Annotated in this window: 23 protein-coding genes and 1 pseudogene; 15 read left to right on the forward strand and 9 right to left on the reverse strand. The window is 65.4% G+C overall.

Going from position 1 to position 25,987, the window contains the following annotated elements; genetic code table 11:
• Positions 1-94 precede the first annotated feature (94 nt).
• On the forward strand, positions 95-658 hold the full coding sequence (locus FURADRAFT_RS17065; protein WP_008955416.1) for a YIP1 family protein: 564 nt from the start codon (positions 95-97) through the stop codon (positions 656-658).
• Positions 659-712: 54 nt separating this feature from the next.
• A complete protein-coding gene (locus FURADRAFT_RS17070) occupies positions 713-1,159 on the forward strand; it encodes a MarR family winged helix-turn-helix transcriptional regulator (protein ID WP_008955417.1) in 447 nt (148 codons plus the stop codon).
• Between the two features lie 77 nt (positions 1,160-1,236).
• Here FURADRAFT_RS17070 and FURADRAFT_RS17075 read toward each other — a convergent pair whose 3' ends face one another.
• Positions 1,237-1,782 carry a cytochrome b gene (locus tag FURADRAFT_RS17075; RefSeq protein ID WP_008955418.1) on the reverse strand — a complete coding sequence of 182 codons (546 nt, stop codon included), beginning with the start codon at positions 1,780-1,782 and terminating at the stop codon, positions 1,237-1,239.
• Between the two features lie 248 nt (positions 1,783-2,030).
• On the opposite strand from FURADRAFT_RS17075, the gene FURADRAFT_RS17080 reads away from it, so the two are divergent.
• The gene (locus tag FURADRAFT_RS17080; protein ID WP_008955419.1) at positions 2,031-2,483 is read left to right on the forward strand and encodes a GNAT family N-acetyltransferase; all 453 of its coding nucleotides are present in this window, start codon (positions 2,031-2,033) and stop codon (positions 2,481-2,483) included.
• Between the two features lie 248 nt (positions 2,484-2,731).
• Here the strand turns inward: FURADRAFT_RS17080 and FURADRAFT_RS17085 are convergent, their stop codons facing one another.
• Entirely contained in the window at positions 2,732-3,040 is a 309-nt protein-coding gene (locus tag FURADRAFT_RS17085) for a hypothetical protein (protein WP_008955420.1), read from the reverse strand.
• A gap of 88 nt (positions 3,041-3,128) precedes the next feature.
• Positions 3,129-4,352 (reverse strand): winged helix-turn-helix domain-containing protein, encoded by a 1,224-nt coding sequence (locus FURADRAFT_RS17090; RefSeq protein ID WP_008955421.1) that lies wholly within the window; start codon positions 4,350-4,352, stop codon positions 3,129-3,131.
• A 156-nt stretch (positions 4,353-4,508) separates the two neighbouring features.
• Between FURADRAFT_RS17090 and FURADRAFT_RS17095 the strand changes: the two genes are divergently transcribed.
• The 7 genes from FURADRAFT_RS17095 (at position 4,509) to FURADRAFT_RS21170 (ending at position 8,703) form a co-directional block, all read left to right on the forward strand.
• On the forward strand, positions 4,509-4,739 hold the full coding sequence (locus FURADRAFT_RS17095; RefSeq protein ID WP_008955422.1) for a DUF2789 domain-containing protein: 231 nt from the start codon (positions 4,509-4,511) through the stop codon (positions 4,737-4,739).
• Positions 4,740-4,864: 125 nt separating this feature from the next.
• Positions 4,865-5,179 carry a hypothetical protein gene (locus FURADRAFT_RS17100; RefSeq protein WP_008955423.1) on the forward strand — a complete coding sequence of 105 codons (315 nt, stop codon included), beginning with the start codon at positions 4,865-4,867 and terminating at the stop codon, positions 5,177-5,179.
• A 276-nt stretch (positions 5,180-5,455) separates the two neighbouring features.
• Positions 5,456-7,441: a peptidase U32 family protein gene (locus tag FURADRAFT_RS17105; protein ID WP_008955424.1), complete on the forward strand. Its 1,986-nt coding sequence runs from the start codon at positions 5,456-5,458 to the stop codon at positions 7,439-7,441.
• Between the two features lie 101 nt (positions 7,442-7,542).
• A complete protein-coding gene (locus FURADRAFT_RS20845) occupies positions 7,543-7,719 on the forward strand; it encodes a hypothetical protein (protein ID WP_008955425.1) in 177 nt (58 codons plus the stop codon).
• A gap of 102 nt (positions 7,720-7,821) precedes the next feature.
• A complete protein-coding gene (locus FURADRAFT_RS17110; protein ID WP_008955426.1) occupies positions 7,822-8,184 on the forward strand; it encodes a SpoIIAA family protein in 363 nt (120 codons plus the stop codon).
• A gap of 189 nt (positions 8,185-8,373) precedes the next feature.
• Positions 8,374-8,523 (forward strand): nucleoside triphosphate pyrophosphohydrolase family protein, encoded by a 150-nt coding sequence (locus FURADRAFT_RS21165; protein ID WP_008955427.1) that lies wholly within the window; start codon positions 8,374-8,376, stop codon positions 8,521-8,523.
• Between the two features lie 24 nt (positions 8,524-8,547).
• Complete coding sequence (locus tag FURADRAFT_RS21170; protein ID WP_008955428.1) at positions 8,548-8,703, forward strand: MazG-like family protein; 156 nt, start codon at positions 8,548-8,550, stop codon at positions 8,701-8,703.
• Between the two features lie 18 nt (positions 8,704-8,721).
• Here FURADRAFT_RS21170 and FURADRAFT_RS17120 read toward each other — a convergent pair whose 3' ends face one another.
• Positions 8,722-9,936, reverse strand: coding sequence for an HD-GYP domain-containing protein (locus FURADRAFT_RS17120; RefSeq protein WP_008955429.1), 1,215 nt, complete (start codon positions 9,934-9,936; stop codon positions 8,722-8,724).
• A 241-nt stretch (positions 9,937-10,177) separates the two neighbouring features.
• Between FURADRAFT_RS17120 and FURADRAFT_RS17125 the strand changes: the two genes are divergently transcribed.
• The 4 genes from FURADRAFT_RS17125 to FURADRAFT_RS17140 all read left to right on the forward strand — a co-directional run bounded on the left by FURADRAFT_RS17125 (position 10,178) and on the right by FURADRAFT_RS17140 (position 15,347).
• A complete protein-coding gene (locus tag FURADRAFT_RS17125) occupies positions 10,178-12,256 on the forward strand; it encodes a methyl-accepting chemotaxis protein (protein ID WP_008955430.1) in 2,079 nt (692 codons plus the stop codon).
• A 339-nt stretch (positions 12,257-12,595) separates the two neighbouring features.
• On the forward strand, positions 12,596-13,516 hold the full coding sequence (gene pyrB / locus FURADRAFT_RS17130; RefSeq protein ID WP_008955431.1) for an aspartate carbamoyltransferase: 921 nt from the start codon (positions 12,596-12,598) through the stop codon (positions 13,514-13,516).
• 26 nt (positions 13,517-13,542) lie between these two features.
• Positions 13,543-14,001: an aspartate carbamoyltransferase regulatory subunit gene (pyrI, locus tag FURADRAFT_RS17135; RefSeq protein WP_008955432.1), complete on the forward strand. Its 459-nt coding sequence runs from the start codon at positions 13,543-13,545 to the stop codon at positions 13,999-14,001.
• A gap of 338 nt (positions 14,002-14,339) precedes the next feature.
• Positions 14,340-15,347 (forward strand): sodium:calcium antiporter, encoded by a 1,008-nt coding sequence (locus FURADRAFT_RS17140; protein WP_008955433.1) that lies wholly within the window; start codon positions 14,340-14,342, stop codon positions 15,345-15,347.
• A gap of 65 nt (positions 15,348-15,412) precedes the next feature.
• On the opposite strand, the gene FURADRAFT_RS17145 is transcribed toward FURADRAFT_RS17140, so the two are convergent.
• Positions 15,413-15,925: a GNAT family N-acetyltransferase gene (locus FURADRAFT_RS17145; RefSeq protein ID WP_008955434.1), complete on the reverse strand. Its 513-nt coding sequence runs from the start codon at positions 15,923-15,925 to the stop codon at positions 15,413-15,415.
• A gap of 173 nt (positions 15,926-16,098) precedes the next feature.
• Here FURADRAFT_RS17145 and FURADRAFT_RS17150 point away from each other — a divergent pair, with 173 nt between their 5' ends.
• Positions 16,099-16,338, forward strand: a complete 240-nt coding sequence (locus FURADRAFT_RS17150; RefSeq protein ID WP_008955435.1) for a hypothetical protein — start codon at positions 16,099-16,101, stop codon at positions 16,336-16,338.
• A gap of 608 nt (positions 16,339-16,946) precedes the next feature.
• Here the strand turns inward: FURADRAFT_RS17150 and FURADRAFT_RS20640 are convergent.
• The 4 genes and pseudogenes from FURADRAFT_RS20640 to FURADRAFT_RS17170 all read right to left on the reverse strand — a co-directional run bounded on the left by FURADRAFT_RS20640 (position 16,947) and on the right by FURADRAFT_RS17170 (position 25,826).
• Positions 16,947-17,711: a hypothetical protein gene (locus FURADRAFT_RS20640; RefSeq protein WP_008955436.1), complete on the reverse strand. Its 765-nt coding sequence runs from the start codon at positions 17,709-17,711 to the stop codon at positions 16,947-16,949.
• A complete protein-coding gene (locus FURADRAFT_RS20275) occupies positions 17,683-19,065 on the reverse strand; it encodes a LysM peptidoglycan-binding domain-containing protein (protein WP_008955437.1) in 1,383 nt (460 codons plus the stop codon). Before FURADRAFT_RS20275 ends, FURADRAFT_RS20640 begins: the two co-directional genes overlap by 29 nt.
• Positions 19,046-21,948: pseudogene (locus FURADRAFT_RS17165) on the reverse strand (type VI secretion system Vgr family protein). The gene FURADRAFT_RS20275 and the pseudogene FURADRAFT_RS17165 overlap by 20 nt, the downstream one beginning before the upstream one ends.
• A gap of 395 nt (positions 21,949-22,343) precedes the next feature.
• The gene (locus tag FURADRAFT_RS17170) at positions 22,344-25,826 is read right to left on the reverse strand and encodes an indolepyruvate ferredoxin oxidoreductase family protein (RefSeq protein ID WP_008955440.1); all 3,483 of its coding nucleotides are present in this window, start codon (positions 25,824-25,826) and stop codon (positions 22,344-22,346) included.
• Positions 25,827-25,987: the final 161 nt, after the last annotated feature.

Genomic DNA, 25,987 nt, shown 5'->3' on the forward strand with positions numbered 1-25,987 from the left:
GATCCGCTGGCGAGGCGAATCAAAGGATGGCTTGTAAATATATCGTAATGCGATATATTAGAGAGGCCATCGCCGTAAACCAAGGAGCTTTGCCATGAGTCTGCTTACGCCCGTTCGCATGCTGATATCGTCGGAAGACGGCTGGGATGAACTGGCCAGGAGCCATCCCTCGCTGGCGGCCAGCTTCGGCAAGGTGGTGCTGCCGGCGTCGCTGCTCAGCAGCGCGATGATCGTGTACGCCGCGTACTTTCACGGCGAGGTGTACGCGCCCGCGGTGCCCTTCCGCCAATGGTGCTACGTCGCGCTGCTGTTCCTGCTGGTGAGCTGGCTGTGCGTGCCCCTGATGGGTTACGTGATCCGGCACTCGGTGCGCAGCACCCGGCCGCTGGCGTACCGCGACTGCTACCGTCTGGCGGCGATCGCCCCGCTGCCGATCTGGCTGTCCGCCCTGACGCTGATGGTGCCGAGCCCGCTGTTCAACCTGTTGGCGGGGGGCACCGGGCTGTTCGCCTCGGCCGGGCTGATTCTGCATGGGCTGGACGCCTTGTTCGAGCACGATCACTGGGTGCGGACGCTGTCGGTCACCTACACGGTGTTTTCGGTCGGGGCGCTGCTGTGGGCGCTGGTGATCGGGCTGCTGGTGCTGCCGCTGCTGTAGGGCGGGAGGGCGATTTGTGCTAGGGTGCCCCAGAATTCAGCCCGCGATCCAGCCATGACCTTCCATTCCTCCCTGTCGAAACGCGATTTCGAGCATCTGGCCGATTTCCGTTACCGTTTGCGCCTGTTTCTGCGTTTCAGCGAGGAGCTGGCGCAACAGCATGGTCTGACCCCGCAGCAATACCAGCTGCTGCTGCAACTGCGCGGCTATCCGGGGCGGGACTGGGCCTCCGTGGCCGAGCTGGCCGAACGGCTGCAGTCGCATCATCACAGCGTGGTGGGGCTGGTGTCGCGCTGCGAGGCGCAAGGCCTGGTGCAGCGCCGTCCGGGAAGGGAAGACCGCCGCTGCGTCGAGGTGAGCTTGTTGGCCAAGGGTGAGGAACTGGTGGAAACACTGGCGCAGGCGCATCGCGACGAGCTGATCCTGCTCCGGCAGGGTGGAGGGCTTGCGTCGCTCGACCTGCTGCTGCAGACGCAGCAGGGGCTGGGGGAGGGCGCCTGAGCGGCGCTCAGGCGATCGGGCAAAGAAAAAGGTTGGCTTCGGCCAACCTTTTTTGTTGCGGCATCCCCATTGCCCGGTCAGCGCAGCGGGCCGGTGAGGCGGGTGAGGGTGTTGTCCTTGACGAAGCGGTGGTGCCATACCGCGGCGGCGGCGTGCCCGATCACCAGCCACAACAGCACGTTGCCGAGCGTTTCGTGCACTTCTTTCAGGTCGTGGGCGGTGGCGCGGTCCAGCGTGAACAGCACCGGCAGGGGTTGGCCGAAGAACGCCAGTTCGTGACCGCTGCCCTGCACGATCGCAATCCCCAGCAGCGGCAAGGCCAGCATCAGCGCGTACAGCACCCAGTGCGCGAGCTTGGCCAGCGCCGCGCTGTGCCTGTGCGGCGCCGGGGTGATCTCGGGCACGCGGTTACCGAGACGCCACAGCAGGCGCGGCAGCACCAGCAGCAAGACGATCAGACCGGCCTGGAAATGGCCGAATTTCATGGCGTCGCGCAACGGCGTGCCCTTGGGAAAGACATCCTTGAATTCGATGAAGGCCAGGGCGGCGATGATGGCCAGGGCGGACAGCCAGTGCAGGGCACGGGCCAGCCAGCCATAACTGTGCTGGGAATTTTTCAACATGATGTACTCCTGTTTACTTGCTGCCGTTAAGGGTAGGAGCGCCGTCTTAATGCAGACTTAACTCCACCTATCGCGACAGATGATCGAAAAATCGGGCTCATTTGTTGCCTTGGCGCAACGGTACCGTTCCTGAGCCGGGGCACCGGGCGCACCGTGCCAGTGGTTCCCCGGCGGCGGTGGCGAGTGGCTCTGTCGCCGCGGCGCGGCCTGCGGCATGCTGTGGCGATCGTCCCCCGCAGGAGCCAACCTTGAGCACCGAACTGCACATCCGCGCCGTGAGCGCCGCCGACCACGCCGCCTGGCTGCCACTCTGGCTGGGCTATCAGGCGTTCTACAAAACCACGATTGCCGAGGCCACCAGCGCCGTCACCTGGCAGCGCCTGCTCGATCCGGCCGAACCGATGGCCGCCTATCTGGCCTGGCAGGGCGACGAGGCCGTCGGGCTGGTGCACACCGTCTACCACCGTTCGTGCTGGACCGTGGGCGACTACTGCTACCTGCAGGACCTGTACGTGGCCGAGGGGGTGCGTGGCCGCGGCGTCGGACGCCGGCTGATCGAGCACGTCTACCGTCAGGCGGCGGCGGACGGCTGTTCGCGTGTGCACTGGCTGACGCACGAGACCAACCGTGACGCCATGCAGCTGTACGACCGCATCGCCGAGCGTTCCGGCTTCGTGCAGTACCGCCGGTTGCTGGGCTGAACCCGGCGCCAGGGTTGGCCGAAGCGGGCTGTCCCCACCGTGCAGGAGGGGCAGACGGCTTGCTTCGCGTCCGCCCGTTCGGTGCCGGGTGAGGCCATGCTAGGTGAGGAGTGGGGAGAAAAAATGGAGCAATTCGGGAGTTATTGGTGAAGTGTTGCCCGTCATGCCCACGCCGCCGCCCGTGGCCCATCGGGGTGTCGCCATGAAAAACGGCAGCCTTAGGCTGCCGTTTTGTCGGGCCGGCGGGCTTAATGCTCCTGTAGCCCCTTGACCGCTTCCTTCACCGCCGAAGCTTGCTGCTTCAGCTTGTCCATCTGCTGTTTCAGTTCGGGTTTGAGGGCCGCCGCGGCGCTCCCGACCTTGTTGGCCGCCGTGCCTAGCGCGGCGCTGGCTTCCTGTTTCAGCTCGCCCACCGGGGCGCTTGCTGCCTCGACGGTGCTATGCACTGCGCCGATCGCGTCCGAGGCCGACTGCTGTAGCTTGGTCGTCTGTTTGTCGCTGCAGGCGGCAAGCCCCAGCGCCAGCGCGATTGCGAGGGGAAGGTAAGACTTCGGCATAGAGATTTCTCCGCGTCATCTGGAATAGGTCAGAGGCGATTCGCGCGGCGGAAGTTCCTCGGCGTGGCCCGGGAGGGCACGACCTCCTTCAGGCGCCTCCCGTTCCCGCCAGCGCGGCGGCCAGCCCGTCCGGTGCCTGTTGGACCGCCAGCTGCGGCGTGCCGTGCCAGGCGGCCAGCTTGGCGAGGGCGGCGCACAGGTCGGTGGTCAGGCGCTGCGTCACGCGCACTCCCGGCTCCAGGTACAGCGCCTTGACCTCGAACACCCCCTGCGCGCGGTGCGCCTTGGCGTCCAGCCGCCCCACCAGCCGGCCGCGCTGCAGGATGGGCAGCACGAAGTAGCCGTACTGGCGCTGCGGCGCCGGGGTGTAGCACTCCAGCCGGTAGTCGAAGCGGAACAGCTCGGCGGCGCGGCGGCGGTCCCACACCACCGGGTCGAACGGCGACAGCAGCGCCGTGGCGCTGGCCTTGAGCCGCTCGTCCGCTGCCAAGGCGAGTTCGTCGGCCAGGCTGGCGTGCACGAAGGCGTCGTGCTGCCAGCCCTCGATGCGCACCGGCAGCAGCTCGCCGGCGTCGGCCAACGCGTGCAGCGCGGCGTCGTAGCGGCCGCGCTTGAGGCGGTAGTAGTCCGCCACCCAGCCCGCCTTGACCACCCCCAGCGCGCGGCAGCTATGGCGGATCAATTCGTGCCGCGCGACTTGCGGCGGCGGCAGGTCGCGCGCGTCGTCCCAGTCCGGGCGCACCCGTTCCGCCAGGTCGTAGACGCGCTGGAAACGCTGGCGCGCCGACACCATCAGCCGCCCGGCGGTGAACAGCACCTCGAGGTGGCGCTTCTCCGGCTTCCAGTCCCACCAGCCGTCGCCCTTGCCGCCCTGCCGTGCGAAATCCGCCGAGCGTACCGGGCCGTTTACGCGGATGTGTTCGACCAGCTGTTCGATCTCGGCGCGGTGCTTGTCCATCCATGCCACCGAGTACTTCCAGCCCATGCCCGCCGGGTCGAGCATGCGGTGGCGCAGCAGGCGGTAGTCCTCAGATGGCACGAAGCAGGCCTCGTGCGCCCAGTACTCGAACAGCGCGCCCTCGGCCAGTAATTCATCCAGCCAGGCCGGGTCGTAGGCGCCGAGCCGGCTGAACAGCACCAGGTAGGGGCTGCGCGCCAGCACGTGGATGGTGTCGATCTGCAGCAGGGCCATGCGCCGGATCGCCGCCAGCACATCGCCCTTGCCGGCCCGGCGCCTGGGCGGCGTCAACAGGCCCTGGGCGGCCAGATGCAGGTGGCGGGCGGCGGTTGGCGAGAGGTGAACCGTGGTCATGGCGATGGCATGGAGAGGGAGAAGGCATGACTATAGCAAATGGGGGAGGGGGAGCTTGGCGCTGTTTGCGTGTTTTGGCCTTCCCCCTGCCGCATCAGCGACTAAGCTGTCTGTGTGAGTCTTTATTCCCATTCCCCACACCACAAGGAGAACGACATGGATACCGGTAAGCACGAACTGCCGCAGCTGTTCCAGCAACTCGGCCTGGGCGGCGACGCCGCGACGATCGACGCGTTTCTGGCCAAGCATCGGCTGGAGCACGGCATGGAGGTGGCCGACGCGCCGTTCTGGAGCGCGGCGCAGGCCGATTTTCTGCGCCAGGCGCTGGAAAGCGACGCCGAGTGGGCCGAGGCGGTGGACGAGCTGGCGACCTTGCTGAGCCAATAGCGTTGTGCCGGCGAGATGGCGCTGGCGGGGTGGTCGGCATGGCCTATGCTGGGGGTGAGCCTGACGGCGGCGGGTGCTGGTGCCGGCGCAAACGGGCTCTCGACAGCTAGGTAAGGAGACCCATCATGATGATCGCCCGCTGGAGTATCGAGGCCAAGTTCGGCCACAAGCCCGAGGTGGTGGCGGAGATGCAGCGCTGGTTGCGCGAGATCGGTTCGCAGGTCGGCTGGACCCCCGAGCGGGTGCGGCTGTTGAACGGCTCGATCGGCGCCAGGGAGTCCACCATCCAGTCCGAGGTCGAGATCGCCGATCTGGCCGAACTCGACGCGGTATGGCGCAAGCTCGGCTCGCTCGACGCGCACGCGGCGTGGAGCCGCGCGCTGGAGCCGCACGTGGTGTCCGGCACGCAGCGCTGGGACATCTTCCGCGTCATCGGCTAGAGGGCGACCCCGGCGCGAGGCGGAAGGCTGCCAGGGAGTGGCTTTCCGGCTGCACCGATGTGGGTCGTCCCATGTCGGGCGGCCCCCCCGGCTTATGCCGGGGGGGCCGCCACCGGTTCCATCATCGTCGCTGATGGCGGAACGCCGTTCCTTCGCAACGCTGCGCTACCTTGCTCAGTCAGGCTTCCGCCCTACACCTAAATCCCTGATTCCGCTATACTTCCGCCCCTGTCGCGTGACCGCGCGCACCCCCACCCCCAGCAAGGAAGCCGTCGCATGAGTCTGTTGCCGCATCAAGTCGAACTGTTGTCCCCCGCCAAGAGCGCCGAGATCGGCCGCGAGGCGATTCTGCACGGGGCGGATGCGGTGTACATCGGCGGGCCGAGCTTCGGCGCGCGCCACAACGCCTGCAACAGTGTGGAGGACATCGCCGGGCTGGTGCAATTCGCCCACCGCTACCATGCGCGCATCTTCACCACGCTCAACACCATCCTGCACGACGCCGAGCTGGAGCCGGCGCGCAAGCTGATCTGGCAGCTGTACGACGCCGGCGTCGACGCGCTGATCGTGCAGGACATGGGCATCCTGCAGATGGACCTGCCGCCGATCCAGCTGCACGCCTCGACCCAATGCGACATCCGCGACGCCGACAAGGCGCGCTTCCTGTCCGACGCCGGCTTCAGCCAGATCGTGCTGGCACGCGAGCTGACCATCCCGCAGATCGCCAAGATCGCACAGAGCGTGGCAGAGAGTGCCGACCCCGCCACCATCGAATACTTCATCCACGGCGCGCTGTGCGTGGCGTTCTCCGGGCAGTGCTACATCAGCCACGCCGACACCGGGCGCAGCGCCAACCGCGGCGACTGCTCGCAGGCCTGCCGCCTGCCGTACACGCTGACCGACGAGAAGGGCGGCGTGGTGGCGTTCGACAAGCACCTGCTGTCGATGAAGGACAACAACCAGAGCGCCAACCTGGAAGCGCTGCTGGACGCCGGGGTGCGCTCGCTGAAGATCGAGGGACGCTACAAGGACGTCAGCTACGTCAAGAACATCACCGCGCACTACCGCCTGCTGCTCGACGAGATCATCGAGCGCCGCCCGGAGCTGGCACCGGCCTCCAGCGGCAGCAGCGAGATCTTCTTCGCGCCGGACCCGGACAAGACCTTCCACCGCGGTGCGACCGACTACTTCGCCACCGGCCGCAAGCAGGACATCGGCGCCTTCGATTCGCCCAAGTTCGTCGGCGTGGCGCTGGGCACGGTGCACCAGGTGGGCGAGACCTGGCTGGAGATCGCCACCCCCGAGACCATGTCCAACGGCGACGGCATCAACTTCATGAAGAAGCGCGAGGTGGTGGGCATGCAGCTCAACACCGTGAAGCAGGTCGGCAAGGTGCCCGGCGGCGACCTGCTATGGCGCTGCGAGCCGAACGACCCGAGCGTGCTGGCCGGCCTCAAGCCCGGCACCGACCTCAGCCGCAACCGCGACCACGCCTGGGAGCTGGCGCTGTTGAAGAAGTCGGCCGAGCGCCGTGTCGGGGTGTGGCTGACCTTGGGCGAGACGGCCGAGGGGCTGACGCTGACCGTCACCGACGAGGATGGCTGCAGCGCCAGCGCCAGCGCCGTGATCGCGCTGGAACCGGCCAAGGACGCCGCCCGTGCCGAGGCCGGGCTGCGCGACAACCTGGCCAAGCTCGGCAACACCATGTTCCTTGCCCACGACGTGACGCTGAATCTGTCCCAGCCATGGTTCGTGCCGGCTTCGGTGGTCAACGGCCTGCGCCGCGACGCCATCGAGCAGCTGGACGCGGCGCGCCTGGCCGCCTGGCCCCGCCAGCCGCGCAAGGTGCCGGTGGAGCCGCCGGTGGCCTACCCGGAAAAGACGCTGAGCTATCTGGCCAACGTCTACAACGCGCTGGCGTGGGACTTCTATAAGAAGCACGGCGTGGAAGTGATCGAACCGGCCTACGAAGCTCACCAGGAGGAGGGCGAGGTGTCGCTGATGATCACCAAGCACTGCCTGCGCTTCTCCTACAACCTGTGCCCGAAACAGGCCAAGGGGGTGAAGGGGGTGATGGGGCAGGTGCGCGCCGACCCGATGGTGCTCAAGTCCGGCAACGAGACCTACACCCTGAAGTTCGAATGCCGTCCGTGCGAGATGCACGTGATGGGCAAGATGAAGAAGCACATCCTCAAGTCCGCACCGCCGTCGGAAATCCCGGCCAGCGCGCCGCTCACCTTCTTCAAGCAGCGTCCGGTGTAATCCCCAGCTCCTTCGGCCAACCTTCAGCGGTTGGCCGTTTTGCTATGGCCGCCTTTCGCACCTACAACGGAAGCTGACCTGCGCCGCCCAAAGGAGCCGCCATGCGTTCTCTCCTCGTCTTGCTGCTGTTGTCGCTCAGCGCCTGCAAACCGCCGTCGCCGGCCAAGATCGCCGCGCCGCAGCGCGAGATGCTGGACCAGGCCAAGGCGGTGCAGCATACCGTCGACGCCCAGAACCAGCAGATGCAGCAGCAGATCGACGCCGCCGAAGACAAGTAGCACGGCGGGCGACGCTTCGCTGCTGTCCGCCGTCTCATTCGTGCCACTTCCGGCCGACCGGCGAGCCATACTGGAAGTAGGGCATGGCGCAAGGAGACGACGATGATCGAAATGCTGACGAGCCCCTCGCCACGGGTGGTGGCGATCAAGTTGCGCGGCACGCTGCACGACGCCGACTACCGCACGCTGGAGCCATTGGTCGAGGCGGCGCTGCGTGGTGGCAAGAAGGCGCGGCTGTACGCCCAGTTCGACGACTTCCACGGCTGGGACCTGCACGCCGTGTGGGACGACATGAAGTTCGGCACGCGCCACTACGCCGATTTCGAGCGTATCGCCGTGGTCGGCGACGAGACGTGGCAGGAATGGATGGTGAAGCTGGTACGGCCGTTCACGCTGGCCTCGCTGCGTTATTTCCCGAGCGAGGAGACCTCGGCGGCCTGGGCCTGGATCCACGAGGAGTTGTGATGGCCGGGCCGGGCGGCGGGCCTCGCTCGCGGCGGTGCGGCGCTACCCCTGCCGGGGCCAACGGGCCGGGCTGGCGCTGCGCGCCGGCCGGTTTCGCTGAACGTGCCACGGCGTGACGGCACGGCCGGGTTTTGCCAACGCCGGTTTCACGTGAAACACTGTCGCTCCATTCCCAAGGAGCCGCCTCGTATGACCCACCCCTTGATCGACAGTAGCGGCCTCGCCGCCGCCCTGGACCAGTTCGCCCTCGAGCGCGATTGGCCGCGCTACCACACCGCACGCAACCTGGTGCTGGCGCTGACCGGCGAGGTGGGGGAACTGGCGGAAATCTTCCAGTGACTGTCCGACGACGAGGCGGCCAGGTTGGCCGAAGACCCGGCGCGCTTCACCCATCTGCAGGAGGAACTGGCCGACGTGCTGATGTACCTGGTGCGGCTGGCCAGCGTCACCGGCGTCGACCTCGACGCGGCGGTGCGCGACAAGCTGGTGAAGAATGCGCGCAAGTACCCGGCGCCCTGAGCGCGCCGGCACGGTACCTTACAGAAAGCGCAGCGGGTCGACGCCCCACTGCTCCGGCGATTCGTGGCGCACGATGCGGTCGCCGCCGCCCTGGCCCAGGCCTCGCGCCAGGTCGATCAGCAGCGGCGTGATGTAGCTGTTGCTCTTGGTGCTGAAGAAGGCCTTGACCTTGGGGGTGAGCATATTGCTCTCGCTCTGCTCCACCACCACCGCCAGCTTGCCGCTTTCCAGCCGCACCAGCGTGCCCACCGGGTAGATGCCGGTGCTGCGCATGAACGCCTGCACCAGCGTCGGGTTGAAGTGGAACTTCGACCATTCGTAAATCTTGCGCAAGGCGTCGGTCGGGGTCATGCCGCGGTGGTAGCAGCGGTCCGAGGTGAGCGCGTCGTAGACGTCGACGATCGCCGCCATCTGCCCCAGCTCGGAAATCTCGTCGCCCTTGAGGCCGCGCGGGTAGCCGCTGCCGTCGTGGCGTTCGTGGTGCTGCGCCGCCACCTCGATCGCGATGGCGGAGATGCCCGGAGTCTGGCGCAGGATCTTCTCGCTGGCCACCACGTGGCACTTCATCATGGCGAACTCGCTCTCGTTCAGCTTGCCCGGCTTGTTGAGGATGGCGTCGGGCACCGTCATCTTGCCGATGTCGTGCATCATGCCGCCCACGCCGGCGTGGTGCAGCATCCCGTGCTCCAGCTCCATGGCGCGCGAGAAGCTGACCATCAGCGCACCCACGCTGACCGAATGCAGGAAGGTGTAGTCGTCCTTGTTCTTGATGCGGCACAGCGCCAGCAGGGCGTCGTTGTTGCGCAGGATCGAGGTGGTCATCTTCTCCACCGTCGGTTCCACCCGCTCCAGCTGCACCTGCCGTCCCAGCCGCACGTCCTGCATGATGTCGCGCACGATCTGGTGCGCCTCGGCGTGGATGCGCCGCGCCTGGCCGAACTCCTCGGCCGCGTCCACCCGGCGCGGCAACTGGCTCTTGCCCTCGGCAAAGGTGCGGATTTCCTGTTCCAGCTGCTGTTTCACCTCGGCCACGGTGGGCGCGTGCGCCACGTCCAGCCCCTTGCCGGTATCGATGTAGAGCTGATGGATGCCGGCGTGGCGGATCTTGTCGATCTCACCCTCGCTGCCGATGACGAAGCGGTTGCGCAGAAAGGGATGGCTCATCCAGTCGCAGTTGAGGTCGTGGATGAACATGCCCGGCTTCAAGTCGGCGATATCGATGCACTTGATCATGGCAAAAAACCGCAGTGGTATGTCGTTTTCATTCAATTGGCACCGAGGCAGAGGGACTAGGATCGCGGCGCCGGGAGAGTGGCGTCGTGATCATTAACCCGTCACGACGAATTTGATAAGAAATTATTGAAAATAAAGCGCATTTCTTGCCTGCATTCTGCGGTAATCGCCGAGTCGAGGGCAAGCCTGCGAGCACAGGGCCGGCAACAGGCCCACAACCCAAGCAGGGGAAACGTCAGCCATGAGAACGAAAGAGAAGTGGGGAAAACTCAGCCGCAAGATCACCCTGATCGGCGGCTTGTCGGTGGCGCTGGGCTTTGCCGTGATGGTGGGGCTGATCGCCAAGATCAGCTACGACAGCGCGCTGGAGCAGGGCTACCAGCTGGCGTCGGAGCAGGCGCAGGGTTACGCGCGCCAGGTCGAGGCCGAACTGGGGCAGAACATGGTCCTGCCGCATCACCTCGCCGAGGCGGTGCTGGGGCTGAAGAAGACGGCGCCGCCCGAGCGCAAGGTGGTCGACGGCATGATCGTGACGATGCTCGACCACTCGCCGCAGAACATCGGGCTGTGGATGCTGTGGGAGCCCAACGCGCTGGACGGCCGCGACGACGCCTATCGCCTCGACTGGCCGCGCCACGACCCCACCGGGCGCTACACCCCCTACGTCACGCGCGACGCCTCCGGCCACGCCAAGATGGACGTGATGCTGGACGCCGAGCGGGTCAAGGCCTTCCCGAAGTACAAGGACAACCCGCAGAGCTACCAGCCCGACTACGAGAAGCCGGGCTGGGGCGATTACTACTACGTGCCCAAGCAGCGCGGCCGCGACACCATCACCGAACCGTTCTTCTACGAGGTGCAGGGCAAGAAGGTGCTGGAGAGCTCGCTGGTGACGATGATCAAGGACCAGGACGACAAGTTTATCGGCGTCTCCGCCACCGACCTGGCGCTCGACGCGCTGCAGCAGCGCTACGGCTTCATCCGGCTGTACCAGACCGGTTACGTGCGGCTGGTGTCCGAGGGCGGCATGTACGTGGCCAACCCCGATCCGGCCAAGGTGGGCAAGCCGGTCGGCAAGGACGAGGCGCTGGGCGAGAAGCTGCTGCAGATCCGCCAGGGCGAGAACTTTGTGTTCGAGGCGGACGGTTTCACCCACTTCTTCTTCCCGGTCAAGATCGGCGACACCGGCCAGTTCTGGTCGCTCGGCGTCAGCATTCCCAGCGCCGCCATCACCGCGCCGGCGCTCAAGCTGCGCAACAGCGCGATCCTGATCGGCGTGCTGGCGCTGATTGCCATCATCGCCATCCTGGCGCTGGTGGTCGGCGCGCTGACCCGCCCGCTCAACCAGCTGGCCGACACCATGGAGCAGCTGGCGTCGGGCCAGGGCGACCTCACCGCGCGCATCGCCATCGCCAACCGCGACGAGATCGGCCGCACCGCCACCGCCTTCAACCGCTTCATCGACAGCCTGCACGGGATGTTCGTCGGGGTGCGCGAGCAGAGCCACGCGGTGGCCGAGGCGGCGGCGCGGCTGACGGCGTCGGCGGGCCAGGTTGAGCAGGCTTCGGCGGCGCAGTCGGACACCGCCAGCGCCACCGCCGCCGGGGTGGAACAGGTCAGCACCAGCGTGCAGCACATCGCCGATTCGGCCGGCCGCGCCGAGGAACTGGCGCGCCAGACCGGCTCCATCACCGACCAGAGCGTGGTCACGGTCAAGCGCGTGGCGGCCGAGATCGACTCGATGACCGGCGACATGCACGCGCTGGCCGAGCGCATGGGCGCGCTGGGCAGCCGCTCGGAAGAGGTCAGCAGCATCGTGCGCGTGATCCGCGACATCGCCGACCAGACCAACCTCCTGGCGCTCAACGCCGCGATCGAGGCGGCGCGCGCCGGCGAGCAGGGGCGCGGCTTCGCCGTGGTGGCCGACGAGGTGCGCAACCTCGCCGGGCGCACCGCCGAGGCGACGCTGGAGATCGGCCGCATCGTCGAGGCCATCGGCCGCGAGACGCGCGACGCGGTGCGCGAGGTGGACGGCAGCCGCGAACGCGCGGTGAGCAGCGTCGGCGTCGCCCAGGCCGCCGACGGCAGCATGCAGCAGGTGTCCCACTGCAGCCAGCAACTGGTCGGCAACATCGTCGACATCGCCGCCGCCACGCGCGAGCAGTCCTCGGCCAGCGCCGAGATCGCGCGCCACGTCGAGCAGATCAGCGCCATGGCGCAGTCCAACCGCGACGTGGTGCAGGAGGTCTCGGCCGCGGCGGAGCAGTTGCACACGCTTTCGGCCAACCTCGAGCAACTGGTGGGTCATTTCCGCCTCTGAGCGGGCCGGGTGCGGTGGCGCGGCGCCACCGCACCAAACGGGTGCTTATCAGCCGGCCGGTTTCGGCTTATAATTCGACGGTTTTGTTCGGATCAACCCCATGTGCCGCGTACGCTTTCTGTTCTGCGATGCCGCCTCCGCCCGCCAGGGCGGGAAAGACGCGTTGGCGTGCGCCGGGGAACCCGGGCGAGGCGTGTTGTCAAAATCAGCTCCTGAGACGTCAGGGGCTTTTTTTTATCTGTGAGAGACCCGTTATCGCGTTTCCAGAGCAAAACTGCCCGCCCAGGCGGGCGGCAGGTTTGCTCTGTAAATGGAATCACACCGCGAGGAACCCGCACCATGGCCAATCCCCTGTACCGGAAGCACATCATTTCCATCCCCGATTTCACCCGCGAGGAGCTCGAGCTGGTGGTGGAAACCGCCGGTCGCCTCAAGGCGGCGCCGCGACATGACCTGCTCGCCGGCAAGGTGGTGGCCAGCTGCTTCTTCGAACCGTCCACCCGTACCCGGCTGTCGTTCGAGACCTCGATCCAGCGCCTGGGCGGCACCGTGATCGGCTTCGCCGACGGCGCCAACACCTCGGCCAAGAAAGGCGAGACGCTGGCCGACACCATCCGCATCATCAGCTCCTACACCGACGCGGTGGTGATGCGCCATCCCCAGGAGGGCGCGGCGCGGCTGGCCAGCGAATTCTCGGCGGTGCCGGTGATCAACGGCGGCGACGGCGCCAACCAGCACCCGTCGCAGACCCTGCTCGACCTGTTCACCATCAAGGAATCGCAGGGCCGCCTGGAAAACCTGGCGCTGGCCTTCGTCGGCGACCTCAAGTACGGCCGCACCGTGCACTCGCTGACGCAGGCGCTGTCGCTGTTCAACTGCCACTTCTACTTCGTGGCGCCGGAAGTGCTGGCGATGCCGGATTACATCTGCGAGGAGCTGGACGAGCGCGGCATCTCCTACACCCTGGCCGAGTCGCTGGAAGAGGTGATCCCGCACGTCGACATCCTGTACATGACGCGCATCCAGCGCGAACGCTTCGACGAGGCCGAATTCAAGCAGATCCAGGGCCAGTACATCCTCAAGGCCGAGATGCTGAACCACGCCCGCCCCAACATGAAGGTGATGCACCCGCTGCCGCGCGTCGACGAGATCGAGGTGGCGGTGGATGACACCCCGCACGCCTACTACTTCGAACAGGCGCGTAACGGCGTCTTCGCGCGCCAGGCGCTGCTGGCGCTGGTGCTGAACGAAACCGTGTGAGCCGATCGAGCAAGGAAAGGACGACCATGCAATACACCCGCAACGTAGAAGCCCTGAAAGAGGGCACCGTGATCGACCACATCCCGGCCGGTCAGGGCTTGAAGATCCTGCGCCTGTTCCAGCTGGTGGAAACCGGCGAGCGCGTCACCGTCGGCCTCAACCTGCAAAGCCGCCACATGGGCAGCAAGGACGTGGTCAAGGTCGAGAACATCGCGCTCACTGAGGAGCAGGCCAACGAACTGGCGCTGTTCGCGCCCAAGGCCACGGTGAACGTGATTTCCAACTTCGAGGTGGTGAAAAAGCACAAGCTGGAGCTGCCGGAAGAGATCGAAGGGGTGTTCGCCTGCCCGAACTCCAATTGCATTTCGCATAAAGAGCCGGTAAAGAGCTTTTTTTACGTCAGAACAGTGAAGAACGACACGAAAATGAAATGCAAGTATTGCGAAAAAGTCTTCACTAAGGATATCGTAGTCGAAGTGCGCTAAGTCGTACTCAGGAGTGGAGAAACTACAAGTAAGCGCTGCAAAACGACAGTGCAACAAAACCAAACAAGAAAGCGCCGCGGATGACCGCGGCGCTTTTTTTATGGCCGGCGCCGGTGGCGGCGCCGATCTCGTGCCGCGCCGCGTGGGTGGCGGTCAGCGGCCGCCGTGTGCGCCAAGCGCTTCACGCTCGCGGGACAGGGCAGCGCGACGGCGCCGGGCGCCCCGGACAAGCGGCGCCGGCCGGCTGTCCAGCTGCGCCACGCCGGCCTATAACGGGCAGGGAAGGCGCTGCGAAGCGGGGCGGGGCCACGTGCAGCAGAAAAAGGGGAGCGCGGACGATGGTGTCGGAACTGGCCGGCCTGGGCCTGATGCTGCTGGTGATCCTGGTGGCGGCGGAGGTGTTCACCAACGCGCTGGAGCATCTGGGCGAGAAGCTGAGGATTTCCGAGGGAGTGACGGGGTCGCTGTTCGCCGCGGTGGGCACCGCCATGCCGGAGACGCTGGTGCCGCTGCTGGCGATTTTCGGCGGAACCGCCAGCGGCGACGTCATGGTCAGCGAGGAGATCGGCGTCGGCGCCATTCTCGGCGCGCCGCTGATGCTGTCGACACTGTCGACCTGCCTGATGACGCTGTTCGCCTGGCAGAAACGGGGCGCGCAGGGCGCGCTGCGGCCGGAAAAGAGCGGCCTCAAGCGCGACCTCGATACCTTCCTCGGCGCCTTTTCCCTGGCGGCGCTGGCGATGTTCGTGCCGCACGAGCAGCCCTTCGTGCGCGCCGCCATCAGCGCCGTGCTGGTGCTGCTGTATTTCCTCTACATCCTGCGCACGCTGAAGGCCTCGGCGGCGCTGGTCGGCGAGGGGCACGCCACCCAGGCGGGCGATGCGATGTTCCTGGCGCGTGCCGGTCTGCCGACCAACTGGCTGACCATCCTGCTGCAACTGGGGCTGGGGCTGGGCTTGCTGGTGTACGGTGCCGACGGCTTCATCCAGCATGTCGACCGCGCCTCGCACCAGCTGGGCATCTCGGCGCTGCTGCTGGCGCTGATGGTGGTGCCGATCGCCACCGAGCTGCCGGAAAAGATCAATTCCATCCTGTGGATCCGCAAGCGCAAGGACACCCTGGCGTTCGGCAACATCACCGGTGCCATGGTGTTCCAGGGCACGCTGCTGCCGGCCATCGGCATCGCGCTGACGCCGTGGGCGCCGCAGAAGGAAGTCTTCGCCGGCATCGCCATCACCCTGCTGGCGGCGGGCTGGCTGCGCTACCTGGCCGGCCGCATCCGGGTGTGGCACCTGCTGTTCAACGGCGTGCTGTACGCGGTCTACCTCGCCATCGGGCTGAGCTGAAGGACGGCGAGGCCGACGGAAAACCGGCCGGGCGTCCGGTTTTCCGTCGCAAGCGGGGAGGGCGCTCAGTCGCGCGGGCTGTCCGGGGCGTCGAGGTAGCGCTGCAGGAACACCAGGTCGAGCCAGCGGCCGAACTTGTAGCCGACCTGCGGCATGTGGCCGACCTGGGTGAAGCCGAGGCGCTCGTGGAAACGCACCGAGCCCTCGTTGGCGGCGTCCACCCCGCCCACCATGACGTGCTTGCCCAGGGCCAGGGCGCGCGGCAACAGCGCCAGCAGTAGGTGCTCGCCGATGCCGCGGCCGCGGTGGTCGCGGTGGATGTGCACGCTGTGCTCCACGGTGTAGCGGAAGCCGGGAAAGGCGCGAAAATCGCCGAAGCTGGCGAAACCGACCACTTCGTCGCCGTATTCCGCCACCAGCACCGGGTAGCCCTGCGCCCGCCGTCCCTCGAACCAGGCCTGGCGCTCTTCCAGCGTGCTGGGGAGGTCGCAGTACACCGCGGTCGAGGTGGCGATGACGTCGTTGTAGATGGCGAGAATCGGCGGCAGATCGGCGAGGCGCGCGTCACGGATGTGCATGCTGGAGGTCTCCTCTGGGCGGGCGGCAGTGCTCTCTCGAGCCGTGCCGTTCTGGTGCGGAGTCGATGCTTGAGGATTCATGCTAGGTGTTGGTTCCACGGCTGTCAAAAGGAGCCGGAAACTGGCACGAGGATTGCATTGTATCCAGCCGGATCGAGATTCCCGGAGTCAACATGTTCAAGTTCAAGTCGAAAGCCAAGCCGGAGGCCGTGGCCGGTATCACCAGCGAACTGGTGATGTTCAACTATTGCCGACCGGCGCGGGCGCGCCGGGTGGCGCTGGGCAGCGGCGGACGCGTCTGGCTGGTGGAGACGCTGGACCGGGTGCACGGGGTCTGGGTGTGGGAGGACGAGTGCAGCCAGGGCGACCAGGCGCTGGAGCAGGCGCGCCGGCTGAGCCTGATGCTGTCCTGAGGTGCCGCGCTGGTGCGCGTGTGTCCCGCCCGGGACGAAAAAAAGGCGCGGAACCGGTCCGCGCCCAACACTCCTCGAACAACTCTGTGTGGACCTTGGCTACTCCCTGTTCCCGTGCGCGCGCGGGGGCAGGGAGAGCACCGCCAGCTCGCAGGGGCCGGCAATGGACACGGTGGAGCGAAGCGTTGGGTGGCAGTCTTTGCAAGCTGGTTCGTGGCCGGTTTTGACGTGTAGCATCATCCCGCCTCAAAACCCATTCGACCGTGGTCGCAGCATGTCGGTGATGGACTCCCACAAGGCGATGACTTGTGCTTCGCTGAGTGAGGCCTTGCCGATGGCAGGGCCCAGGGGTTGTCGGCCATCTCCATTGAACTGGTGCGCGGGTCTCGCTGGCGGGAACCGTTATACAGAACTGCCTTTGCCCAGGGGGGCGCGGCTACTTTGCCTGTGTGTGCGTATAGCCACATGTTATGGCCTTACCCATGCTTGCTTCCGCTCCGCTCGGCGGTTTCGTCAATGGGAAGTGCTTCCAGGATTGCTTCTTTTTCTATGAACTGCCCGGCGCTGAAACCGCCTTGTACTTGCGGGTCCCCACTTGGGAGTCTGACTTAGCGATCCTCGATCATGATCCAGCCATTATTCATGTCCTTGCACTTCGCCAGTGCCTTGCGGGCAATGGGAATGTTCTTGTACGCATTGGGATTGCCCAGACATCGGTCATCCTGGACCAGTTGTACACGGCCAGTGGCATCTTTTTGCAGGCGCAGCAACAGGGTTTGTTCCCGCCAGTCCTTGCCGATGTCCTGTGCCCGCTGCGCCAGTTTGCCGTCGGTCAGGTAGTAGCTGACGGTCAGCAGGAGGCCGTCAGCTCCCTTGCCCGCCCCGCCCAGAGCCCTGGTGCCATTGCAAAAGGTAGCGTGATTGTTTTCCGGTAGATTGATTTTGATGGAGGTGACCGGGTTGAGCTTCTTGTCATGCAGAAACAGGGCACACACCCCACCGCCGGGTATGGCGGGTCGGTTTATTTTCATGCGGACCTCTTCCCGGTTCCGACGTATTTGTTCCGCAGACTGATAATGTACTGACCACGCATAGTAATCCACACCATTCCAGAGCAGGTGAGCCCTACTCAGGTCTGCTAAGCCATTGGTCGGAGTGATACCTTCGTTGCTGGCTGCAATATCCTGCAGCACACGCTGTTCCCAAGTTTGCTTGAATTTCTCTTGCTCTGGCGTGATTCGCTCTTCCATTGTCATCTGGTCTTGGTTTTTGGTTGAACCAGCGAATTTGGTATCCACGGCAAGCTCGGCCTGCGCGTAGGTCATTCCGAGTACACACAGGGCGCTAGCCAGCCATTTTGCAGTACTGTTCATAGGCTTCCTTCAGTTTGACGTCGTAATTGTAAGTTTTGTAGCTCGGGCCATTGTAATGTTTGGCAATATTGGCCCAGTCCTTGGCCTTGACCGCGGCCCACAGGCCAGGATTTTTTTCGATAAATCCGGCCAACAGTTCGATCTGGCCGGCTTCGTTCCGGCACATCATCTGCACAAACGTTTCAACCTCGGTCGCGTTACATGCAGCATGATTGAATCCCATGACCTGGAATTTGCCCCACGAGGCGGATTTGAGTGCGGCTTCTGAATTCCGGCCGTAAGCATTGATCAGGCGCAGATAATCCTGCCTGTTGTCGTAAATATCTTCATTGTCCACGCGGCCGTCGGGCAGGGCCTTGTCTTCCTGCTTCAGGTATTTGGCCTTGCGGTATGCCACTGGCCAGCAAATATCCGGATAGATGTCATATGGGCTTTTGCAACCTGGCACTCCCGGTCCGTGATAGCGCTTCTTTTTGCTATTGAAATGCGGCCCATTGGCACAGGTTAATCGGTGAAAGTGGTGCCGCTCGAAGACCAGTTTGGGGGCATGCACCTTGTGCGCATGGGTGTCGTTGATCACCCAGAATGCCGAGCGGCCACCGGACTCGACCTTGGCGATTGCCTTGAGCACGTTGACTTCGCACTTGAGATCGCGCGCTAAGTTGCTCCAATCATCTTTCGAGATCGGTTTTTCCTCAAAGGCCTGCATGTATTGCAGCAGTTGTTTTGGCAGATCGACACCGATCTCAATAACCGATTCCCCTTCCTTGCCTTTTTTCTTTTTCTTTTTGACATCGGGGTTATTGGGCACAGGGTTGCCAGCTGGTTTTTTCGGCAAATCAGGCTTGGCTTTGGAGGGCACTGGCTTTTTATCCGCAGGTGTCGGTGTGGTTGGTGCGCCGGCAGGATGTGGCTCCAACTGATCCTTGAACGATATATAGGGGCTAACCAGCGTGATCAGTTTTTCACCGTAACCAGATACGGTAGCTCCCAATCGCTGCCAGTTACCCATGAAGTCCTTGGCCAGGATCTCAACTGTGGAGTCAGCATGACGGGTCACCTTCTCATCTGACAGGCCATTTTTTTCGGCTTTCCCATGATGGGCCTTGCCGTCAATCACCAGTTGATATGCCAGGTTCTCTATTGGATGGCGCAATGCATCCAGAAACAGTACTCTGATTGAAAAGGCGGCGCGTTCGCTCAGATAAATGGGCTGGCCGACCTGCAGCCTGTTCGGATTTTGCAGCTTATTGAGCTTGATCAGCTTGGATAGCGGCACGCCCCGGCTTTTGGCGATGAGACTGAGCGTGTCGCCTTCTTGGACAATATGAATCTCAGTTGGCATCTGCGTCATCTTCAACCTCGTGTTCTTGGCTGGACCAATCGGCCATGCTTTCTTCCATGTGCCAGCTTTCTGCAAGCATCAACATATGGTTGACTTTCTCCGGTGAGCTGGCCGTGACGCTGGCTGACTCCGTGTTGTCCTGTGTGGCGTGTAGTACGGCTAATTGCTGGTTACCAAGTAGACTTCGAGATTGGTACGAAGCGGGAAATGGTAGCCACTCACCAGGAAAGGACGACCAATCAAGTTTCTGGCTATGACAAGGCGTATCTTTGCTAATTGGCATAGTTGTCATGGGGACATTCATGCTCGTCGGCCCGCTCAACGCATGCTCCGCCCCCTTCACGCTGACCGTGCCGGGGCAGTGGATGTCGATATTGCCGCCGGACAGCTTGATGTAGCCGCCGCCGCTGGTGAGCAGGATTTCTTCTTTGGCGATCACCACTACCTTGCCCTTGCAGGAGGTGATGGTCACATCCCTGTCTGCAGTCAGCTCCATCGCATCGCTCTGCGCCTGGACCTGCACCTTGCCCTTGGCCGCGATCAGCTTGAGGCTGATTGAGTCCTTCACTCCGGCGACGAACAGGCTGATGTGCTGCCCCACGTTGTGCAGCCAGCGCCGGCCCGAGGTCTGCTGGGTGTCGCGCTGGGCTATTTGGTCGAGATTGGTGCCGGCGGCCAGGGTGAGGCTGTTGTCGGTGGTCGCGGCGAGGCCGGCCGGGGCACTGAGGATCATCAGCGGTTGTTGGCCACCCTGTTCTTTCGCGGTCTTGCCTTCTTTGTCGGGTTGCTGCCGGCCTCCCACGCTTTCAGTGCCTGCACGTGGTGTTGCAGGTGGCCGTCGGCTTTGTTCGCGCCTTTGCCGTTGTCGGGCTTGATCTCGGTGGGCCCGGTTTCGACAGAGTCGGCCAGCTGCGCGGTAGCGGTCTCGCCCAGCGATTGGCTCAGGCTCAGCGCGGCGTCGAGCTGGCTTTGCGCGCCGTCGCGCGCCAGTTGTTTGCCGGAGGCTGAGGGCTGCGCTTCGGTGCTGAGCAGCAGGCCGTGGCCGGCGCGGATGGCGCCGTGGCGGTCGGTGCGCAGTTCGAAGCCCTCGCCGCGCGGCGTGGCTTTGCCGTCGGTTCTGGGGTGGGTGAGGTAGCCCTGGTTGAGCTGCGTCTGGCCGTGCTCGCTGCTGAGCTTGGCGCGCACTTCGCCAGGTGTGTCGTCGAACAGCAGTTCGTTGTACTGGCCGCCCTGGTGCTCTTTCGACTTGATGCCGGACAGGGTCTTGTTGGCCGGCAGGTTGCCGGCGCCGCTGAAGGCGGGCGGCGGGTGGCTGCCGTTGTACAGCACGCCGGTGATGACCGGGCGGTCGATGTCGCCTTCGAGGAAGTCGACCAGCACTTCCTGGCCGATACGCGGGATGAACTGGTGGCCCCAGCCGGCGCCGGCCGAGGGCATGGCGACGCGCAGCCAGCAGCTGGAGGTGTCGTCGAGGTTGGCGCCGATCGTCGGGTGTTCGTCGGGACGCTGCCAGTGGAACTGGACCTTGATGCGGCCGTGGGCGTCGGTGTGCACTTCTTCGTTGGCCGGGCCGACTACCGTGGCGGTCTGGGCGCCGCGCGCGGTGGGCTTGGCCAGCGTGGTGCCGGCGTAGGCCGGGGTGAGCGGCAGGCCGCGGCGCTGGGCGCTGAAGGTGGTGTGGTACGGAACGTCGCTTGCCGACGTGTCGGCCCCCGCGCCGGCGGTCGACGTTGGCCGAAGGCTGGGCGGCAGGGCCCGTGCCAGGTCGGTCGGCAGGTTGTTGCGGGCGGTGAAGGTCTGGCGCGTGACGATGAATTCGCGCTGTTCGGGAGCGTCTCCCTCGTGCGCCGGGTGATCGTCGAGGCGGAACCACTGCCCGGCGGCGAGCCCGCGCACCGAGCCGCCACCGTCGAAGCGCTTGGCCTGCGCGTCGTGCGCCTGCTGGCGCAGCCGCGCGTAGTGGGCGAGCTGGCCGGCGTAGTACGGGCCGGGGACGTCGTAGTCCTGCAGGCTGCTCTGCAGCCGCGTCCCATCGGAGCCCTGCTCGACGGCGCTGGACTCGCCGCTGTGGCCGGTGGCGACCGGCTGGTAGTCGAAGCTGGCCAGCGCCACGCCGCCGGGCACGATCCGGCGCGCGCCATCCCAACGGGTGAGGCCATCCTCTTCCTCGGTGGCATCGCTGCGGTGGAAGCGCACCCGCTCCACCCCGGCGGCCGGCGGCGAATACGGGTCGTCGAAGGCGACGAGCTGGACCAGCGGGAGAGCCCCGCGCGACGCGGCGCGACCTTGCTCGCTCGCTCCCTCTCCATGCTCGAAGCGCCAGGCCAACCCTTCTTCGTGCAGCAGGCGCACGAGGAAGTCGTAGTCGCTCTCGCGGTATTGCAGGCAGTAACTGCGGGAGGGCAGCTCGCCCGCGAGCGCGAAGTCGAGACGCTGCACCGCCGCGAACACCGGGTTGGCGGCGGCGTGTTCGGCGAACACCTGGCGCACGATATCGGGCACAGAGAGGTCCTGGAACACCCGCGAGGTACGGCGCAGGCGCAGCAGCGCGAACGGCGGCTCGACGGTGAGGGCGTACTTGGCAAAGCCGCCGTCGGCCCCCAGGCTGTCGACAGCGCTGACCACACCGCCGCGCACCTGCTCGGTCCCGTCCGCCCCGGCGAGACCGAGCCGCACCGGCACGCCGAGCAGCGACTTCAGTTCGAGCCCGGCATCGGGCGACAGGCACTCGACGCGGTAGCGGTAGCTGTCGGAGACCGCCTCGTCGCCGTGCACGGCGAGTGGCAGCAGCGTCTCGCCCCAGCGCTGGCCGTCGCCCAGGTGCAGGGTGAGGAGGCGCTGCTCCTGGCTGAAGGCGGCGGCGAAGCTGGCGAGGAGGGAGTGAAAGGCCATGGGGAGTCAGACGATAGGGATCTTGTCGGGTAACAAAATATGACAAAAGAGAGAGGCGGCATTGTCTAGCATGGTTATGCATATGGCAATATGAGGCAGTAGGGAAAAACGAAGTCGGATCTGGACGGTGTGCTATCCCAACGGTGGCGGGGCAGGGGTGTTGGGTCTTGGATAAGTAGGAGTAAGGGAAGGGAAACAGCACCCCCTGCAAGGGGGGAACCGTCGGTAGCCTTTGGCAAGAGTCAGCGGTTTTTAGGGCAAGTGGGTGGCCAGATGCTTCCTTAATTGTTTGCCCGACTATCAGACGAAAAAAAGGCGCGGAACTCGTCCGCGCCCAACACTCCTCGACTACTGTTGCTTCCCTAATTCCTATTGCAGTGTGAGGCCACGGAGATTCAGGCCGCCACCACGCCCTTGACGACCTTCCCCTTGCCGGCGAAGGCAGCCAGCAGTTCCTGCTGCTTCTGCTGCGCAAAGGCGTAGCTGCGGTCCTTGATCGGGCCGAAGCCGCGGATGCCTTCGGCCAACTTGGCCAGCTCCACCGCGCTGGCGAGGTTGTCGGCCTTGAGCCCCTGGAGCAGGGTGTCGACCAGCGTTTCGAACTCGCCGATCAGGCGGCGTTCCAGTTTCCGGTCGGCCTGCCAGCCGAAGACGTCGAGCGGGGTGCCGCGCAGGAAGCGCAGCTTGGCCAGCACCTTCATCGCCGGCAGCATCCACGGCCCGACGCTGATCTTCTTGGCCTTGCCGCCGGTCATCCAGCTGGCGCCGAGCTGGAAGTGCAGCGTGTAGTCGCCCTCGAAGGTGCCGTCCAGCGCGCGCAGGAATTCGCCGTCGCTGTAGAGCCGCGCCACTTCGTACTCGTCCTTGTAGGCCAGCACGTGGTAGTAGCTCTTGGCCACCGCCAGCGTCAGCGCCTGGCTGCCCGGCTTGACGCCTTCCTCGGCTGCCTTCACGCGTTGCACCAGCGCCTTGTAGCGTTCGGCCAGGCCGGCGTTCTGGTAGGCGGTGAGCAGCTGGGCGCGGTGGTGCAGCACGGCGTCCGGTGTTTCACGTGGAACGAACTGCACCACGGCGTTGGGAGTGACCAGCGCCTCGACGCGCGCCGGGTCGTGCGCGGCGTGGCGGCCCCAGAAGAAGGCCTGCTGATTGAAGGTCACCGCGGCGCCGTTGAGGCGGATCGCTTCCATGATCGCTTCCTCGCTCACCGGCACCAGCCCCTTCTGCCAGGCGTAGCCCAGCATGAACATGTTGCTGGCGATGGCGTCGCCGAGCAGGGAGGTGGCGAGACGGGTGGCGTTGACCTCGGAGTAGTGGCCGGCGCCGACCGACTCGATGATGGCGTCCTTCATGCTGCGCGCCGGGAAGCGCTGGTCCGGGTTCTTCAGGAAGGCGCTTGTGGGCGACTCGAAGCTGTTGATGATGGCGTGGCTGAAGCCCTCGCGCATCTTGGCCAGCGCCTCTTCGGCGGCGGTCACCACCAGGTCGCAGCCGAGGATCAGGTTGGCGTCGCCGGCGGCGATGCGCACCGCGTGCAGCTGCTCCTTGTTGTCGGCGATGCGCACGTGCGACCACACCGAGCCGCCTTTCTGCGCCAGGCCGGCCATGTCGAGCACGGTGACGCCCTTGCCGTCGAGGTAGGCCGCCATGCCCAGCACCTGGCCGATGGTGACCACGCCGGTGCCGCCGACGCCGGTGACCATGATGCCGTAGGGGTGGTGCGCCGACGGCACCAGCGGCGCGGGCAACGGCGGCAGGCTGCCGAGGTTGGCCGAAGCCGCCGCCGGCTTGTGCAGCTTGCCGCCTTCGACGGTGACGAAGCTCGGGCAGAAGCCTTCCAGGCAGGAGTAGTCCTTGTTGCAGCTCGACTGGTCGATCTTGCGCTTGCGTCCCAGCGGCGTTTCCACCGGCATCACCGACAGGCAGCCCGACTTGACGCTGCAGTCGCCGCAGCCTTCGCACACGCGTTCGTTGATGAACACGCGCTTGGCCGGGTCGGGGTAGTCACCGCGCTTGCGGCGGCGACGCTTCTCGGCGGCGCAGGTCTGGTCGTGGATCAGGATGGTGGTGCCTTCGGTCTCGCGCAGTTCCTTCTGCAGGCGGTCGAGCTCGCGGCGGTGGAACACCTCGACGCCTTCGGCCAACCCTTTCACGTTCTGGTACTTCTCCGGCTCGTCGCTGGTGATGACGATGCGCTTGACGCCCTCGGCGGCGAGCTGGCGCGTGATCATCGGCACGTTGAGCGGGCCGTCGACGTGCTGGCCGCCGGTCATCGCCACGGCGTCGTTGTAGAGGATCTTGTAGGTGATGTTGACCTTGCCGGCGATGGCGGCGCGGATCGCCAGTAGACCGGAGTGGAAGTAGGTGCCGTCGCCCAGGTTGGCGAACACGTGGCGGGTGTTGGTGAACGGCGCCTGGCCGAGCCAGGCCACGCCTTCGCCGCCCATCTGGCTGAAGGTCTTGGTGTGCGGCTCGATCCAGGTGGCCATGTAGTGGCAGCCGATGCCGGCCAGCGCGCGGCTGCCGTCGGGCACCTTGGTGCTGGAGTTGTGCGGACAGCCCGAGCAGTAGTGCGGCACGCGTGCGATCGCTTCGCGCGGCTGTACCAGCTGCGCTTCCTTGTCATCGTAGAACTTGAGGCGGTCGTGGATCACCGGGCTGTCGAAGATCAGCGCCAGGCGGCTGGCGATGGCGCGCGCGATCATGGCCGGGGTCAGCTCGCCCGCCGCCGGCAGCAGCCAGTCGCCGTGCGGCAGCGCCCATTCGCCCTTCTCGGCGAACTTGCCGACCACGCGCGGGCGCACGTCGTCGCGCCAGTTGTACAGCTGCTCTTTCAATTGGTATTCGATGATCTGGCGCTTCTCTTCCACCACCAGGATCTCGTCCAGCCCCTCGGCGAAGTGGCGCACGCCTTCCGGCTCGAGCGGCCAGGTCATGCCGACCTTGAAGATTCTGAGGCCGATCTCGGCCGCCAGCGCCTCGTCGATGCCGAGGTCGTCGAGCGCCTGCATCACGTCAAGGTAGCTCTTGCCGGTGGTGATGATGCCGAGGCGCGGCTGCGGCGAATCGAGCACGATCCTGTTGAGGTGGTTGGCGCGGGCGTAGGCCAGCGCGGCGTACAGGCGGTGGTGCAGCACGCGCTTTTCCTGCGCCAGCGGGGTGTCGGGCCAGCGGATGTTGAGGCCGTCCGGCGGCAGTGGGAAGTCGTCCGGGATCACCACATTGATGCGCTCGGGCGAGACGTCGACGATGGCGGCGCTCTCCACGGTGTCGGTGATGGCCTTGATCGACACCCAGCAGCCGGAGTAGCGGCTCATCGCCCAGCCGTGCAGGCCGAAGTCGAGCACTTCCTGCACCCCGGACGGGTTGAGCACCGGGATCATGCTGGCGGCGAGGATGTGGTCGGACTGGTGCGGGAAGGTGGAGGACTTGGCGGCATGGTCGTCGCCCGCCACCAGCAGCACCCCGCCGAACTGGCTGGTGCCGGCCACGTTGCCGTGCTTGATGACGTCGCCGGAGCGGTCCACGCCCGGGCCCTTGCCGTACCACATGGCGTACACGCCGTCGTACTTGGCGCCTTCGAACAGGTTGACCTGCTGCGTGCCCCACACCGCGGTGGCGGCGAGGTCCTCGTTGATGCCGGGGTGGAACACCACGTTGTGTTGCTTGAGATACGGCTCGGCCTTCTGCATCGACAGGTCGACGTTGCCGAGCGGCGAGCCGCGGTAGCCGGTGACGTAGCCGGCGGTGTTCAGTCCGGCGGCGCGGTCGCGCTCCTGTTGCATCATCGGCAGGCGCACCAGCGCCTGGATGCCGGTCATGAATACTTGCCCGGTGGGCGCGGTGTACTTTTCTTCCAGATCGACATGGCGGATCGACATGTGGGTTCTCCTCCTGTGCTCGCTTGTGGCGTCAGCGGCAACCCGCCTTGTGGGCAGGCCTTCTCCTCTTACTGTTTTAGTTCAAGGATGCCGCGCGGTAGTTTCAGCGGACTATAGGTAACGTTAACGTAAACGTCAAAGAGATTGACGGATCGGCATGA

The sequence above is a fragment of the Pseudogulbenkiania ferrooxidans 2002 genome, from assembly GCF_000174355.1.
Taxonomy (GTDB): Bacteria; Pseudomonadota; Gammaproteobacteria; order Burkholderiales; family Chromobacteriaceae; genus Pseudogulbenkiania; species Pseudogulbenkiania ferrooxidans.

Excerpts from the sequence above, each read along its gene's own strand:
- FURADRAFT_RS17065 (WP_008955416.1), top strand. The coding sequence starts at position 95 with ATGAGTCTGCTTACGCCCGTTCGCATGCTGATATCGTCGGAAGACGGC.
- FURADRAFT_RS17070 (WP_008955417.1), top strand. The coding sequence starts at position 713 with ATGACCTTCCATTCCTCCCTGTCGAAACGCGATTTCGAGCATCTGGCC.
- FURADRAFT_RS17075 (WP_008955418.1), bottom strand. The coding sequence starts at position 1,782 with ATGTTGAAAAATTCCCAGCACAGTTATGGCTGGCTGGCCCGTGCCCTG.
- FURADRAFT_RS17085 (WP_008955420.1), bottom strand. The coding sequence starts at position 3,040 with ATGCCGAAGTCTTACCTTCCCCTCGCAATCGCGCTGGCGCTGGGGCTT.
- FURADRAFT_RS17090 (WP_008955421.1), bottom strand. The coding sequence starts at position 4,352 with ATGACCACGGTTCACCTCTCGCCAACCGCCGCCCGCCACCTGCATCTG.
- FURADRAFT_RS17095 (WP_008955422.1), top strand. The coding sequence starts at position 4,509 with ATGGATACCGGTAAGCACGAACTGCCGCAGCTGTTCCAGCAACTCGGC.
- FURADRAFT_RS17100 (WP_008955423.1), top strand. The coding sequence starts at position 4,865 with ATGATGATCGCCCGCTGGAGTATCGAGGCCAAGTTCGGCCACAAGCCC.
- FURADRAFT_RS17105 (WP_008955424.1), top strand. The coding sequence starts at position 5,456 with ATGAGTCTGTTGCCGCATCAAGTCGAACTGTTGTCCCCCGCCAAGAGC.
- FURADRAFT_RS20845 (WP_008955425.1), top strand. The coding sequence starts at position 7,543 with ATGCGTTCTCTCCTCGTCTTGCTGCTGTTGTCGCTCAGCGCCTGCAAA.
- FURADRAFT_RS17110 (WP_008955426.1), top strand. The coding sequence starts at position 7,822 with ATGATCGAAATGCTGACGAGCCCCTCGCCACGGGTGGTGGCGATCAAG.
- FURADRAFT_RS21165 (WP_008955427.1), top strand. The coding sequence starts at position 8,374 with ATGACCCACCCCTTGATCGACAGTAGCGGCCTCGCCGCCGCCCTGGAC.
- FURADRAFT_RS17120 (WP_008955429.1), bottom strand. The coding sequence starts at position 9,936 with ATGATCAAGTGCATCGATATCGCCGACTTGAAGCCGGGCATGTTCATC.
- FURADRAFT_RS17125 (WP_008955430.1), top strand. The coding sequence starts at position 10,178 with ATGAGAACGAAAGAGAAGTGGGGAAAACTCAGCCGCAAGATCACCCTG.
- pyrB (WP_008955431.1), top strand. The coding sequence starts at position 12,596 with ATGGCCAATCCCCTGTACCGGAAGCACATCATTTCCATCCCCGATTTC.
- pyrI (WP_008955432.1), top strand. The coding sequence starts at position 13,543 with ATGCAATACACCCGCAACGTAGAAGCCCTGAAAGAGGGCACCGTGATC.
- FURADRAFT_RS17140 (WP_008955433.1), top strand. The coding sequence starts at position 14,340 with ATGGTGTCGGAACTGGCCGGCCTGGGCCTGATGCTGCTGGTGATCCTG.
- FURADRAFT_RS17145 (WP_008955434.1), bottom strand. The coding sequence starts at position 15,925 with ATGCACATCCGTGACGCGCGCCTCGCCGATCTGCCGCCGATTCTCGCC.
- FURADRAFT_RS17150 (WP_008955435.1), top strand. The coding sequence starts at position 16,099 with ATGTTCAAGTTCAAGTCGAAAGCCAAGCCGGAGGCCGTGGCCGGTATC.
- FURADRAFT_RS20640 (WP_008955436.1), bottom strand. The coding sequence starts at position 17,711 with ATGAACAGTACTGCAAAATGGCTGGCTAGCGCCCTGTGTGTACTCGGA.
- FURADRAFT_RS20275 (WP_008955437.1), bottom strand. The coding sequence starts at position 19,065 with ATGACGCAGATGCCAACTGAGATTCATATTGTCCAAGAAGGCGACACG.
- FURADRAFT_RS17170 (WP_008955440.1), bottom strand. The coding sequence starts at position 25,826 with ATGTCGATCCGCCATGTCGATCTGGAAGAAAAGTACACCGCGCCCACC.